General features: G+C 47.0%; 13 protein-coding genes and 1 other annotated feature. All 13 genes read left to right on the top strand.

What is annotated here, in order from left to right:
* Nucleotides 1–81: 81 nt before the first annotated feature.
* On the top strand, nt 82–1,365 hold the full coding sequence (ftsA, locus tag EL84_RS27280; RefSeq protein ID WP_036614863.1) for a cell division protein FtsA: 1,284 nt from the start codon (nt 82–84) through the stop codon (nt 1,363–1,365).
* A 150-nt stretch (nt 1,366–1,515) separates the two neighbouring features.
* The gene (gene ftsZ / locus EL84_RS27275; RefSeq protein WP_017687306.1) at nt 1,516–2,631 is read left to right on the top strand and encodes a cell division protein FtsZ; all 1,116 of its coding nucleotides are present in this window, start codon (nt 1,516–1,518) and stop codon (nt 2,629–2,631) included.
* Between the two features lie 261 nt (nt 2,632–2,892).
* Nucleotides 2,893–3,873, top strand: coding sequence for a sigma-E processing peptidase SpoIIGA (gene spoIIGA, locus EL84_RS27270; protein ID WP_047843746.1), 981 nt, complete (start codon nt 2,893–2,895; stop codon nt 3,871–3,873).
* 11 nt (nt 3,874–3,884) lie between these two features.
* Nucleotides 3,885–4,607: an RNA polymerase sporulation sigma factor SigE gene (gene sigE / locus EL84_RS27265; protein ID WP_017687308.1), complete on the top strand. Its 723-nt coding sequence runs from the start codon at nt 3,885–3,887 to the stop codon at nt 4,605–4,607.
* Between the two features lie 111 nt (nt 4,608–4,718).
* Nucleotides 4,719–5,501 carry an RNA polymerase sporulation sigma factor SigG gene (gene sigG / locus EL84_RS27260; RefSeq protein WP_017687309.1) on the top strand — a complete coding sequence of 261 codons (783 nt, stop codon included), beginning with the start codon at nt 4,719–4,721 and terminating at the stop codon, nt 5,499–5,501.
* Between the two features lie 174 nt (nt 5,502–5,675).
* Complete coding sequence (locus EL84_RS27255) at nt 5,676–6,068, top strand: YlmC/YmxH family sporulation protein (RefSeq protein WP_017687310.1); 393 nt, start codon at nt 5,676–5,678, stop codon at nt 6,066–6,068.
* 51 nt (nt 6,069–6,119) lie between these two features.
* On the top strand, nt 6,120–7,019 hold the full coding sequence (gene pgeF / locus EL84_RS27250) for a peptidoglycan editing factor PgeF (RefSeq protein WP_047843745.1): 900 nt from the start codon (nt 6,120–6,122) through the stop codon (nt 7,017–7,019).
* Between the two features lie 6 nt (nt 7,020–7,025).
* Complete coding sequence (locus EL84_RS27245; protein WP_036614854.1) at nt 7,026–7,727, top strand: YggS family pyridoxal phosphate-dependent enzyme; 702 nt, start codon at nt 7,026–7,028, stop codon at nt 7,725–7,727.
* The gene (locus tag EL84_RS27240; RefSeq protein WP_017687313.1) at nt 7,718–8,185 is read left to right on the top strand and encodes a cell division protein SepF; all 468 of its coding nucleotides are present in this window, start codon (nt 7,718–7,720) and stop codon (nt 8,183–8,185) included. Before EL84_RS27245 ends, EL84_RS27240 begins: the two co-directional genes overlap by 10 nt.
* A gap of 7 nt (nt 8,186–8,192) precedes the next feature.
* Nucleotides 8,193–8,462 (top strand): YggT family protein, encoded by a 270-nt coding sequence (locus EL84_RS27235; protein WP_036674839.1) that lies wholly within the window; start codon nt 8,193–8,195, stop codon nt 8,460–8,462.
* Nucleotides 8,463–8,477: 15 nt separating this feature from the next.
* On the top strand, nt 8,478–9,260 hold the full coding sequence (locus EL84_RS27230) for an RNA-binding protein (RefSeq protein WP_047843744.1): 783 nt from the start codon (nt 8,478–8,480) through the stop codon (nt 9,258–9,260).
* 240 nt (nt 9,261–9,500) lie between these two features.
* On the top strand, nt 9,501–10,010 hold the full coding sequence (locus tag EL84_RS27225) for a DivIVA domain-containing protein (protein ID WP_017687316.1): 510 nt from the start codon (nt 9,501–9,503) through the stop codon (nt 10,008–10,010).
* A 57-nt stretch (nt 10,011–10,067) separates the two neighbouring features.
* Nucleotides 10,068–10,360 (top strand) — a binding site (T-box leader).
* 344 nt (nt 10,361–10,704) lie between these two features.
* Nucleotides 10,705–13,803 (top strand): isoleucine--tRNA ligase, encoded by a 3,099-nt coding sequence (ileS, locus tag EL84_RS27220; protein WP_047843743.1) that lies wholly within the window; start codon nt 10,705–10,707, stop codon nt 13,801–13,803.
* Nucleotides 13,804–13,913: the final 110 nt, after the last annotated feature.

The raw sequence follows: 13,913 nt of genomic DNA, 5'->3' as shown, positions 1-13,913 counted from the left end.
AGCCTGAAGTGTGTTGAATATGTTTTAAGAGTGTTTAAATTCGAACGTAATTTACTATTGGAGTCAGGAGGTGCCACAGACTTGAGCAACAATGACATCATTGTTAGTTTGGACATCGGTACATCCAAAATTCGCGCTATTATTGGGGAAATGAATAATGGAACCTTTAATATTATAGGAGTTGGATCTGCCGACTCGGAGGGAATTCGCAAAGGTGTAATCGTAGATATCGATCAGACGGTGCAGTCGATTCGCAACGCAGTGGATCATGCAGAACGTATGGTAGGTATTCAAATATCCGAAGTGTATGTTGGAATCTCGGGAAATCATATCGGACTGATGAGCAGTCACGGCGTCGTGGCTGTGTCTAACGAGGATCGTGAAATCGGAGAAGAAGACATGGAACGGGTGTTGAAAGCAGCCGAAGTCATTGCAGTTCCGCCGGAACGGGAAATTATTGATGTTGTCGCCAAGCAATATGTTGTAGATGGCTTGGAGGGCATACAGGACCCCCGTGGTATGATTGGTGTTCGTCTGGAAGTTGAAGCAACGATCATTACGGGTGCAAAAACCGCGATACATAATCTTTTGCGCTGCGTGGAAAAAGCGGGTCTGAAAGTAAGCGATCTGGTTCTCATGTCGCTTGGAGCGGGTCAACTGGCTTTGTCCAAAGATGAAAAAACGATGGGTTCAGTGCTTGTTGATATTGGAGCAGGTGCAACAACCATCGCCATTTTTGAAGAAGACAGTCTTGTTGCAACATCAACGTTGCCTATAGGTGGGGAATTCGTAACAAATGATATCGCCTATGGCTTACGCACGTTAACGGATCAGGCGGAGAAGGTGAAACTGAAATATGGCTGCGCCTGGTTGGATGATGCTGCTGCGGATGTGATGTTCAAAGTCACCCGAATTGGCAGTAATGTAGACAAGGAGTTTTCACAGGAGGATCTGGCAGCAATTATTGAACCTAGGGTTCAAGAAATATTCCAGATGATATCCCAAGAAGTGAAGCGTCTTGGTTACAACGAGCTTCCTGGAGGTTATATACTAACGGGAGGTACGGTCTCTATGCCGGGGGTTCTGCAGGTCGCTCAGCATGAGCTTGCTGCTTCGGTACGAGTTGCAGTTCCGGATTATATTGGTGTGCGTGACCCCGGGTTTACAAGCGGAGTCGGCATATTGCACAGTGTAATTCGCAGTTTGCGCATTCGTCCCTCGATCAATAACGGCGGTGGAAATAACAACAACAATAATAACAACAAGAAACCGACCAACCGTCCGAAGCCAAATACGGCACAGGAATCGGAGCAAAAACCCGGTCTTTTCGAGCGGCTGAAGAATATGTTCAGCGAATTTATATAACAGGTTGGATCCATTTCATACATTCTTGAAGCCGTCTGAATGCGCCGGTACTAAAATAAACGCTTTCGTTCGTCGATATATGAAATTGATTCGGTTCAAATCAAAAATTGGACGGGCCATCCATGCACATTGAGGGGGAGATGGAATAATATGTTGGAATTTGATTTCGAGATGGAGAGCTTGGCTCAAATTAAAGTCATCGGTGTAGGCGGCGGCGGAAGCAATGCAGTCAACCGTATGATTGAAAATGGTGTACAAGGTGTTGAATTTATTACGGTAAATACGGATGCTCAGGCGTTACACCTGGCGAAATCCGAGCATAAATTGCAAATCGGTGATAAATTGACTCGTGGTCTTGGTGCTGGCGCCAACCCGGATGTAGGTAAAAAAGCAGCGGAAGAGTCCCGCGATCTGATCATGAACACGTTGAAAGGTGCAGACATGGTATTTGTTACAGCCGGTATGGGCGGTGGTACAGGTACAGGTGCGGCTCCGGTTATTGCCGAAATCGCTAAAGAGTGTGGTGCACTTACCGTTGGTGTCGTAACTCGTCCATTTACATTTGAAGGACGCAAGCGTTCCAGCCATGCAGAGCAAGGTATTGAAGCTCTCAAGGAAAAAGTCGACACACTGATCGTGATTCCTAATGATCGTTTGCTCGAAATCGTGGACAAAAAGACTCCTATGCTTGAAGCATTCCGTCAAGCGGATAACGTACTTCGTCAAGCTGTACAAGGTATCTCTGATTTGATCGCTGTACCGGGTCTGATCAACCTTGACTTTGCTGACGTCAAAACGATTATGCACGAACGTGGTTCAGCCCTTATGGGGATTGGTGAATCAACTGGTGAGAATCGTGCCGCAGAAGCAGCACGGAAAGCCATTATGAGTCCTTTGTTGGAAACTTCTATTGAAGGTGCTCGCGGTGTAATCATGAATATTACGGGTGGCGTTAATCTGTCCCTGTATGAAGTGAACGAAGCGGCAGAGATCGTAACTTCTGCTTCCGACCCGGAAGTGAATATGATCTTTGGTGCCATCATTGACGAAGACCTGAAAGAGGAGATTAAGGTTACGGTTATTGCAACCGGTTTTGAAGATAAACCTGCTCCACCACCACCAGGACGTAAGCCAGCTCCAGCAACAGCGGAGACGACGGATACGCGTTCGCCGAACCTGCGTCCTTTCGGAAATCAGCCGAGCAATGATCAGCTGGACATTCCGACATTTTTACGCAATCGTTCACGCAATAATAACAACGATTAATACGCAAATCAATTTATTGGAAACCCGGTACTCCTTATGGAGCGACCGGGTTTTTTCTGTTTATTTAGATATCATAGCATACAGCAATGAACAAATTCTGAACAAAGGGCCTGAGCAATTCCGACAAAAAAAGTTGGAACCACACCCCCATGATTAGACAGACTTTGAACAGGGGGCTCCGTATACTTGTGAATATGCTCATGAATATCAGGATATCGGGTACCGGTATTTCGATATGTTGCGCGCAGGCAGGTGAAGACTTTGGTTGTTTATGTGGATCTAATTTTTTTGACAAACCTGTGTATTGACGGTGCACTCATCGGAATGACCGCTTGGATGCGCAAGACAAAGCTGGTTTGGTGGCGATGGTTGCTGTCAGCCATTGTGGGTGCATTATACGTGGTCATGATGTTTGTACCGGAGTTTGATTTTATGTTCACCTTTCTGATCAAGTTCGGGTTCTCGCTGGTCATGCTTACGATTGCTTTTGGTTTTAAAGGTCTGCAGGCTTTTGCGAGGACGCTCGGTACCTTCTATGTGATTAATTTTGTCGCTGCCGGAGGTATTCTGGGTGTGCATTACATGCTTCAGAGCTCCGGTGAGTTGTTTAACGGCATTTGGTTCACGGCTTCTGGCGGTATGTCATTTGATCTGAAAATTGCTTTCTGGTTCACGTTTATCGTATTTTTTTCTATCCTGTTTTTATTCAAAGCTGTGCAGAGTTCAAAACGGAAAACGGATCGCATGACGACCTATTTGGGTAAAGTTGAGGTCTGCATCGATGAGGTAGTCATTTCTTGTACAGGCCTTCTGGATACGGGCAATCAACTCACAGATCCCTTATCGCGCATGCCGGTCATGGTAATGGAGGTTTCGTTATGGCAAGACATGTTACCCGCTTCATGGAAGGGTAGACTCAAGGACGAGGCGCCGGACAACCTTATTCTGGAGCTTGATCAGGAAAGTTTTCAGTGGCAGGATCGACTGCGGCTGGTGCCTTATCGGGGCATTAACAAAGGGACTGCGTTTATGCTGGCAATGAAGCCGGACCGGGTGAAGGTGACGATGGAGGAAACATGTTATGAGACGACAAGGGTACTTATTGGGCTGGATGGAGGTGTTTTGTCGTCGGATGGGAAATACCAGGCCGTGATTCATCCTGAACTTGTGCAAGACGCTGCTTCTGCGCAGTCTACGGCTCTCTCTGCGGGAGCAACAGAAAAGCCGCTGAATGTGGTATAGGAGGAACGTACATGCTTGTGAAATGGAAACTGGTGGCGCAGCTGCAATATTACCGTCTGTTATTTTTGTTGGGACTCAAAAGTGAAGAGATTTATTATATTGGGGGAAGTGAGGCACTTCCGCCGCCTTTGACAAGGGAAGAGGAAGAATTTTTGCTGCAAAAATTATCCTCGGGAGACTCGGCCATTCGCGCGATGCTCATTGAGCGCAACCTGCGTCTGGTGGTGTACATTGCACGAAAGTTTGAAAACACAGGAATCAATATTGAGGATTTGGTCTCCATTGGAGCGATCGGATTGATCAAGGCAGTTAATACATTTGACCCGGAAAAGAAAATCAAACTGGCAACCTATGCTTCACGTTGTATCGAAAATGAAATTTTGATGTACCTGAGACGTAATAGTAAGATCCGAACTGAAGTTTCTTTTGATGAACCGCTCAACATTGATTGGGATGGAAATGAACTATTATTATCCGATGTATTGGGTACAGAAAACGATACAATCTATCGGAATATTGAAGAGCAGGTAGACCGGAAACTTTTGCACAAGGCACTGGAAAAATTAACGGAGCGCGAGCGAATGATTATGGAGCTTCGTTTTGGCCTGACGGATGGGGAAGAAAAGACACAAAAAGATGTAGCCGATCTCCTCGGAATCTCCCAATCCTACATCTCTCGACTCGAAAAAAGAATCATTAAAAGACTTCGCAAGGAGTTCAATAAAATGGTCTGAAATACATCATTGGTCAGAATGGGTATTACTGGCAAGGGTGCCAAGTACGAATAAAAAAGCCTGCCCCGGAGATAATGTACATTAATGTTTCTCCTTGGGAGGTAAATCACGATGACCCGAAACAAAGTCGAGATTTGTGGCGTGGACACCGCAAAATTGCCTGTCCTCACCAACACTGAAATGCGGGAATTGTTTCATTCCCTTCAGCAACACCATGATCGCTCAGCAAGAGAGAAATTAGTGAATGGCAACCTGCGTCTGGTACTCAGTGTCATTCAGCGTTTTAACAATCGGGGGGAGTTTGTCGATGATCTGTTCCAGGTTGGTTGCATCGGCCTGATGAAAGCCATTGATAATTTTGATTTATCCCAGAATGTCAAATTTTCAACCTACGCGGTGCCGATGATTATCGGTGAAATCCGTCGATACCTGCGTGATAATAACCCAATTCGGGTATCTCGCTCCTTGAGGGACATTGCCTACAAAGCACTTCAGGTCCGTGACAGCCTGACGAATAAAAATTCCCGGGAACCGACGATATTCGAAATTGCGGAAGTACTGAATGTGCCGAAGGAAGATGTTGTTTTTGCATTGGACGCCATTCAGGACCCGGTCTCGCTCTTCGAACCGATTTATCATGATGGTGGAGATCCGATCTATGTTATGGATCAGATCAGCGATGACAGAAACAAAGATGTGTCATGGATCGAGGAAATTGCACTCCGTGAAGCGATGCATCGTCTTGGTCAGCGGGAAAAAATGATTCTGTCGATGCGGTTTTTCGAAGGGAAAACCCAGATGGAAGTGGCTGATGAAATTGGCATTTCCCAGGCTCAGGTATCACGTCTGGAGAAATCAGCGATACAGCAGATGCAAAAACATGTAAAGTCATAACACGATGCAAAGGCAGAAGGACGATCAATCGGGACAGTGTATACCGTTGGTCGTCTTTTTGTTTTGGACCGTTTCCACATTCGATGAAAAACAGGACATTTTTCGCCCCCGAAACATATATTGTATAGAAGCGTGAAGAACGGGCAGAAGAGGAATAACAGGGGGCGGGAATGAATGAAAGTAAATACGAGCGAAGTAGCGGCACGAGGCATGAAAATCTCGGACTTTCAAACAAAGGATGTCATTAACATTACGGATGGTAAACGCCTCGGTCAGATCAGTGATTTGGAGCTGGATCTGAAGCAGGGACGAATTGAAGCGATTGTTGTGCCGGGGTACAGCCGTTTTATGGGTCTTTTTGGCGGGGGAACGGATCTGGTGATTCCCTGGAGAAACATTGTGAAGATTGGTTCAGATGTGATACTGGTGAAGATGGATGAGGTGAAGGAAAATACGTATGACGAGCGTGATCGCGAAGCGCGCCTGTATGATGAACAGCAGCATAACCGCACAGAGCGAGTGGAACGCATTGAACGGTCGGAACGTAATCAGCGTCGAACGATATAAATGAGACAGAATGTGGCTCATTTGGTACACTGGAAGTGGTGAGGTGAGATAATGGAACCCTTTGTATTGGATAAAGAATTACTTGAACGGACCAAGAACCCAAATTCAGATTTCGGTCCTGATCCGTTATTATTATATGTTGAGCCTTGGACACAGCAATTTGAACAGCTGTCAGTCGGGTTTACGACGAGACATGGTGGAGTTGGAAAAGTTCCGTATGCTACGCTTAATTGTGCTTATCATGTGGGGGATGATCCTGAAGTTGTACTTAACAACCGCAGGCTTGTAACCGAGAAGCTTGGTTTTGCAGCAGAAGCATGGACCTGTGGAGAGCAGGTGCATGGCAAACATGTGGCTGTAATTACCGCTAAAGATCGGAGCAGAGGATTACTTGATCGTCAATCTGCGTTGCAGGATACGGATGGCTTGGTCACGAATGTGCCTGGTGTGCTGTTGACTTCTTTCTACGCAGACTGTGTTCCGCTTTATTTCTATGACCCTGTGCAACAGGCGGTAGGTCTTGCTCATGCCGGCTGGAAAGGTACAGTCGCGGGTATCGCTGTATCCATGGTGGAGACGATGGAACGGGAGTATGGCAGCCGTAGGCAGGACATTCGAGCTGCAATCGGTCCGTCGATTGGGGATTGCTGTTATGAAGTGGATGAGGCGGTCATGCAGCATGTACGGGTTTGGTTTGATGATTCCCCGGTTAATGATAAATACAAGGGTTCTGCTTCTAAACAAGCATATCGAGCCGTGAATAACGGTAAAACGATGTTAAACTTGAAAGAATGTAATCGACACATTATGATGAAAGCAGGAATAATGCCGGATCATATCGAATGTACAACATGGTGTACAAGTTGTCATCCCGAACTATTTTTCTCCTATCGGAAGGAAAATGGTGTTACAGGGCGGATGGCGAGCTGGATTGGGCTGGAAGAGAGGTGACCCTCTGTGTCATTGGAGGAGCGTATTCAACAGGTAAATCAGAAGATCGAGGACGCATGTCGGCGCAGTAACCGTCATCGTGATGATGTGAATGTGATTGCGGTCACGAAATATGTCTCACTTGAAACAACGGGATCGGTGCTGGATCATGGTCTTGAGCATATTGGAGAAAACCGGTGGCAGGATGCACAGGCCAAATGGGAAGCTTTTGGTCAGCAGGGTACCTGGCACTTTATCGGTCATTTGCAGACAAACAAGGTGAAAGACGTGATTGGCAAGTTTCGTTACATACATTCACTGGATCGTTTGTCATTGGCGAAGGAGTTGGATAAAAAAGCAGCTTCACTTGGCATCCAAGTGGAAACGTTTTTGCAGGTGAATATTTCGGGTGAAGAGAGCAAGTATGGCTTACAGCCTGAACAGGCAAGTTCTTTTTTGCGTGATATTCGTTCGTTCAACAATCTCAAGGTCGTTGGCCTGATGACCATGGCACCTCATGAGGAAGATCCGGAGCTGACGCGTCCCGTATTTCGTGGATTGCGTGAGCTGAGAGATCAACTGAATGGACAAGCCCTTACAGCAGAACCATTGACTGAACTGTCGATGGGGATGTCCAATGATTTTGAAGTGGCCATTGAAGAAGGTGCAACCTGGGTACGGCTAGGATCGATTCTCGTAGGAAAAGAGGAGGGTTCACGATGGGCGTAATGAATAAATTTATGAATTTCCTCGGACTTCAGGAAGAGGAAGAGATTGTGGAACGTGAACGAATGGCTGCGCAGGAGGAAAATGAATCTGAACATCAGGAAGCTGAAACCTCCAGTCTCGATAAACGTAGAAACCAAAGGGGGAATAATGTGGTGAGCATTCATTCCCAGAAAAATGTTAAAGTTGTCCTGTATGAACCGCGTTCTTATGACGAGGCTCAGGAAATTGCCGACCATCTGCGTTCGCATCGTACCGTTGTGGTGAACTTGCAACGAATTCGCCAGGACCAAGCGCTGCGCGTTATTGATTTTTTGAGTGGCACGGTATATGCATTGGGTGGCGGTATTTCCAAAATCGGCGGAAACATTTTTCTCTGTACGCCAGATACGGTTGAAATTCAGGGATCAATTACGGAAATACTGGCTGACAGCGAGCAAGATTATAACAGAATGAGGTGAGCCACTTTTGTATCAGATTGAAAGCGTGCTGTACACGTTATACCAGATTTACTTTTACATGGTCATTGTCTACATATTGATGTCTTGGCTTCCCAATGCGCGGGAAAGCTTCATCGGTGAATGGCTGGGCAAATTAGTGGAACCATATCTAAGACCGTTTCGCCGATTTATACCGCCTTTGTTCGGTGTGCTGGATATTTCCCCGATTGTGGCGCTGATCGTTCTGCAACTTGCGCTTAATGGGCTGATCTCCATACTTCGGTATTTTGCATATTAGGGTAGGGTGACATAGATGAGCGGTGAAATTTACGAACATTTTAGCCATGATGAGCGGGATTTTGTAGATAAGGCTTCGGATTGGGTTGAGCAGGCGGGTAAGTATCATGACATGAAGCTAACTGACTTTCTTGATCCAAGACAGGTTTTTATATTACAGACTCTTGCCAATCGCCGTAACGACGTTCAGATTCGTCTGGATGGTGGTTACGAGGCTGCTGAACGCAAGCGTGCGCTGGTTGCACCTGATTATATGTATCTGGATGATGAGGATATGGGTATGCAGGTGCTCAGTATTACGTCTGATGATCAGAAAATCTCGGAGCTGGAGCATGGGGACTATATGGGTTCCCTGCTCGGGCTTGGGATGAAACGTGGAAAGATCGGGGATATCCAAGTGCTGGAGGACGGTTGCCATACAGTGGTGGCGGCGGAAACCGGCGCTTTTTTATCGCTTCAACTGAATCAGGTGCATCGGTTACATGTGTTCACAGAGTTACTTCCTTTGGATCAGATGCGATGGTCAGAGAGTAAACTGGAGACGATGGACATTACGGTCGCTTCTCTTCGTTTGGATGGAATCTGCGCAGATGTGTATCGGCTTAGTCGCAGTAAAGTGCTGGTGCCGATCAAAGCTGGTCGTTGCCGTGTGAACTGGAAAGTTGAGGAAGATCCCTCCAAATTGCTAAAAGCGGGTGATGTTGTATCGATTCAGGGATTTGGCCGTTTCAAGGTTATGGAACAGGATGGGATGACCAAAAAAGGACGTTGCCGAGTGAAAATTGGCAAATTTGCCTGAGTCTGTTGCAGGAAAATCCGCTTTCTTGTCGAAATGTTTATCATAAAGGTGTAGAAAATACGCGGTGTATCCGATAAACATTAAGTCAAAGCTTTACATGAACGTTGGAGGATGCAATTCTGATCCTGCAATCCGTATACGTTGCCAAGGTTAGGCATCAACGATACGGCCCCTTGGGTGGGACCCATATGCTGCAAACCTTCTCTGGACGGGAAGGAACTTTAACAGGAGGTGGACAGCATGCCATTAACGCCGCTGGACATACACAACAAGGAATTTTCCCGACGCTTGCGCGGGTATGACGAGGATGAAGTCAATGAATTCCTGGATCAAGTCATCAAAGATTACGAAGGCGTCATTCGCGAGAACAAAGAGCTGAGCAATCAGTTGCTGTCCGTTCAGGAGAAACTGGATCATTTTTCTACAATTGAAGAGACGCTTAGCAAAACGATCATCATTGCGCAGGAAGCTGCTGATGATGTGAAGGGTAATGCGAAGAAAGAAGCGCAGTTGATCGTGAAGGAAGCAGAGAAAAATGCAGACCGGATCGTGAACGAATCGTTGGGCAAATCTCGCAAAATTGCTTTGGAAGTGGAAGAACTGAAAAAACAGGCCTCGATTTATCGTGCCCGTTTCCGCACGCTTGTTGAAGCGCAGCTTGAACTGTTGACTCAGGATGGTTGGGAAGTGCTGGAGAGCCGGGAGCAGGAAGTGCGTGACCGTGAGCGGGAGATGAAAGAAATTTATTAGTCTGTCGCCTGGTTGACTTTTGTCTGCAAAGAGGCTATAACTATATTCATAATGAATAGTGATTCCATGACGGGTTCAGTACGTTATGATCTCATCCCTCAGAGAGTTGGTGGTTGGTGCAAACCAATGGATGAGTTATAGCCGAATATCTCCCCGGAGAAGTGACGCTGAAGCGGTGATTATGATTGCCGTGTGTAAGCCGAACCGTAAGCCGTACGTTATAACGGCACCCTGCAGTAGTTTAGCGGGGCATAAGCGCTGTTGATGACAGAACATACCCAGGTTTGCCTGGATGTGGTTTGTGATGAACAGAATTAGGGTGGTAACGCGAGTATAGCCTCGTCCCTTTCCAGGGACGGGGCTTTTTTGTGTCCAAAAAAGGCGAACGTCCATGAGGCCGGAAAGGACCTCAAGGAGAGAGCCACCTGCCGGGGGAGCGAAGCACCCGGCACACGGGTTTCGCTAAGGCGAACGCCCATGAGGCGTTCACGCAGGGAACAGCCGCATAATGGCCGCCACTACGCACATCCACCCCTCGCCCATAACCGCCACCGATCCGCCAACGACAACCCATCCCGGGTGTCCAGAGGGCGGAGCGCCTATGGGGTCCCCCTTGGCAAGGGGGATTTAGGGGGATTGAAACGCTTTTTGTGGACGGTCCACAATCCAACCAAAGAAAGGGAAGATAATCATCATGCAACGAGTTGACGTCAAAGAGAAGGCACGTGCCAGAGAATTACGCGTGTTAGATAAATGGAAAACGGAGAATACATTCAAAAGATCCATCGAAAACCGGGAGGGCAAGCCAAACTTCGTATTTTATGAAGGGCCGCCTACAGCAAACGGTAAACCGCATATCGGTCACGTACTGGGACGGGTAATCAAGGATTTTGTTGGACGGTATAACACGATGAAGGGTTACCGTGTTGTTCGTAAAGCAGGCTGGGATACACATGGTCTGCCTGTAGAACTGGGTGTACAGAAAAAGCTTGGTATCTCCCACAAGTGGGAAATCGAAGATTACGGCGTGGAAAAATTCATTAACGAATGTAAAGCGAGCGTATTCGAATACGAGCAACAATGGCGTGATCTGACAGAAGGTATCGGATATTGGACGGATATGAATAACCCGTATATCACCCTTGATAACAACTACATCGAGAGTGTATGGAACATCCTGGCGACGATCCACGAGAAAGGCCTGTTGTATCGTGGTCATCGTGTGAGCCCGTATTGTCCATCTTGTCAGACAACACTGAGTTCCCATGAAGTTGCACAAGGGTACAAAGACGTCAAAGACTTGAGCGCTACAGCGAAATTCAAACTGAATGACAGCGGAGAATTTGTACTGGCTTGGACGACAACACCTTGGACACTGCCTTCACACGTTGCACTTGCCGTGAATCCGGATATGGACTACTCCCGTGTTCGTCAAGGTGATGAAGTGTACATCATGGCAACCAATCTGGTTGAAAAAGTGATGAAAGATACCAAGGGTGAGTATGAGATCATCGGTGCACTGAAAGGTGCTGACCTGGTTGGCAAAACGTATGATCCTCCGTTCAACTACGTACAGGCTGAGAAGGCCAACATCATTCTGGGTGCAAGCTTTGTAACGGATGCAAGTGGTACGGGTATCGTACACATGGCTCCTGCCCATGGTGAAGATGACTACCGGGTATGCCGTGAGAATGGGATCAGCTTTGTGAACATGGTGGACTTGGAAGGTAAATTTGTCGCTGAGGTTACTGACTTTGCCGGACGTTTTGTGAAGGATTGTGATATTGATATCGTAAGATATCTGTCTGAGCATGGACGTTTGTTCAGCAAAGAAAAATATGAGCACAGCTATCCATTCTGCTGGCGTTGTGATACACCACTTCTGTACTATGCGATGGACAGCTGGTTTATCCAAACAACAGCGATCAAGGACCAATTGATTGCCAACAACAGTGAAGTGGATTGGTACCCAGGTCACGTTCGTGAAGGTCGCTTCGGGAAATTCCTTGAGGATCTGGTGGATTGGAATATCAGCCGTGATCGTTATTGGGGAACACCGCTGAACATCTGGGTGTGCGAGGAGACTGGCGAACAATTTGCTCCACACAGCATTGCGGAATTGCGTGCCCGTGCGGTAGGTGATGTGCCTGAGAATCTTGAATTGCATAAACCATATGTGGATGACGTTAAAGTCATGAGCTCTTGTGGCAAATATGAGATGAAACGTACACCGGAAGTGATCGATGTCTGGTTCGACAGCGGCTCCATGCCGTTTGCCCAGCAACACTATCCATTTGAAAATAAAGAAGTATTCGAACAGCAGTATCCTGCGGATATGATCTGTGAAGGGATTGACCAGACACGTGGCTGGTTCTACAGCTTGCTGGCGGTTTCCACCCTTTTGACAGGCAAAGCGCCTTACAAAGCGGTTATGGCTACAGGACACGTTCTTGACGAGAACGGACAGAAGATGTCCAAATCCAAAGGTAACGTTATCGATCCTTGGGAAGTAATTGAAGAATACGGTACAGATGCATTTCGCTGGGCTTTGTTGTCTGACAGTGCACCGTGGAACAGCAAACGTTTCTCCAAAGGTATCGTAGGGGAAGCCAAATCCAAAATGGTGGATACGCTGGTTAACACCCATGCATTCCTGACGCTTTATGCTACCATTGATGGATTTGATCCACAGGAGCACCCGTTCCAACTGTCCGCACACAAGCTGGATCGCTGGATTCTGTCGAGACTGAACAGCCTGATCTTGGTTGTAGAAAAAGCGCTGCTGGTTAACGACTATCTGAACTCTTCCAAAGCGATTGAAGCATTTGTTGATGAGTTGAGTAACTGGTACATCCGTCGTTCCCGTGACCGTTTCTGGGGAAGTGGCCTGACAGACGATAAATTGGACGCTTACCGCACATTGACTGAGGTACTGGTGACTACTGCGAAGTTGGTTGCTCCGTTCACACCGATGCTGGCAGAAGACATCTATCTGAACCTTGCAACAGGTGAGAGTGTGCACATGGAAGACTATCCGGTAGCTAATGAAGCGCTGATTGATGCAGGACTGGAACAGGATATGGAGACGGCTCGCCGCGTGGTTGAACTTGCCCGTAACGTTCGTAACGAAACAGGCATTAAGACACGTCAGCCACTGTCCGAATTGATCGTTTCCCTGGATAAAGGCTTTGACCTGACAAGTTATGAAGAGATCATCAAAGAAGAGATCAATGTAAAAGGAATCCGTACGGAGCATAATGATGCGGAATTCGTTGACTTTACATTGAAGCTGAACCTGAAGGTCGCAGGTAAGAAATACGGTAAAAACGTAGGGTTCCTGCAAAACTTCTTCAAAGGAATGTCGGCTGATGAGACGCGTAAAGTGGTTTCGGAGGGTGTGCTGAACATCGTTTCTCCAGAAGGCGAAGAGCTGCAAGTGACGAGCGAAGAATTATTGGTTGATAAACAGGCCAAATCTGGCTTTGCTTCAGCATCAGGTTACGGTCTGACGGTTGCACTCAATACCGAAATCACGCCAGCCTTGGAACAGGAAGGTTGGGTCCGTGAAGTGGTTCGTGCTGTGCAGGATACCCGGAAACGTCTGGATCTGCCGATTGAGAAAAGAGTACGTTTGACACTGGATGTGGATGCATCCCTTCAGGAAGCTATTCAGGCGTTTGATGATGTGTTGCGTGAAAATGTTCTCGTAACCGAAGTTACATTTGGCTCGAATGAGTCCATGGAACGCGTTGAAGCCGGAGGCAAATCGATCGGTATTTACATCGAAGCGTAATTCGGAGCATGTCCCATTCAATTAGGACAGAATATAGAGTATAAACAAACGAGCCGCAGAGGCAGGGACATATTCCCTGTATCTGGGCTCGTTTGTTTTTTAGGCAATAA

This window comes from Paenibacillus sp. VT-400, from assembly GCF_001029205.1.
Classification (GTDB): Bacteria; Bacillota; Bacilli; order Paenibacillales; family Paenibacillaceae; genus Paenibacillus; species Paenibacillus amylolyticus.
Note: the sequence above shows the minus strand (reverse complement) of the source record. Positions and strands in the feature narration are given on the sequence as shown.

Coding starts and splice junctions, on each gene's coding strand:
- ftsZ (WP_017687306.1), top strand. CDS start 1,516: ATGTTGGAATTTGATTTCGAGATGGAGAGCTTGGCTCAAATTAAAGTC.
- sigE (WP_017687308.1), top strand. CDS start 3,885: ATGCTTGTGAAATGGAAACTGGTGGCGCAGCTGCAATATTACCGTCTG.
- sigG (WP_017687309.1), top strand. CDS start 4,719: ATGACCCGAAACAAAGTCGAGATTTGTGGCGTGGACACCGCAAAATTG.
- EL84_RS27255 (WP_017687310.1), top strand. CDS start 5,676: ATGAAAGTAAATACGAGCGAAGTAGCGGCACGAGGCATGAAAATCTCG.
- pgeF (WP_047843745.1), top strand. CDS start 6,120: ATGGAACCCTTTGTATTGGATAAAGAATTACTTGAACGGACCAAGAAC.
- EL84_RS27240 (WP_017687313.1), top strand. CDS start 7,718: ATGGGCGTAATGAATAAATTTATGAATTTCCTCGGACTTCAGGAAGAG.
- EL84_RS27230 (WP_047843744.1), top strand. CDS start 8,478: ATGAGCGGTGAAATTTACGAACATTTTAGCCATGATGAGCGGGATTTT.
- EL84_RS27225 (WP_017687316.1), top strand. CDS start 9,501: ATGCCATTAACGCCGCTGGACATACACAACAAGGAATTTTCCCGACGC.
- ileS (WP_047843743.1), top strand. CDS start 10,705: ATGCAACGAGTTGACGTCAAAGAGAAGGCACGTGCCAGAGAATTACGC.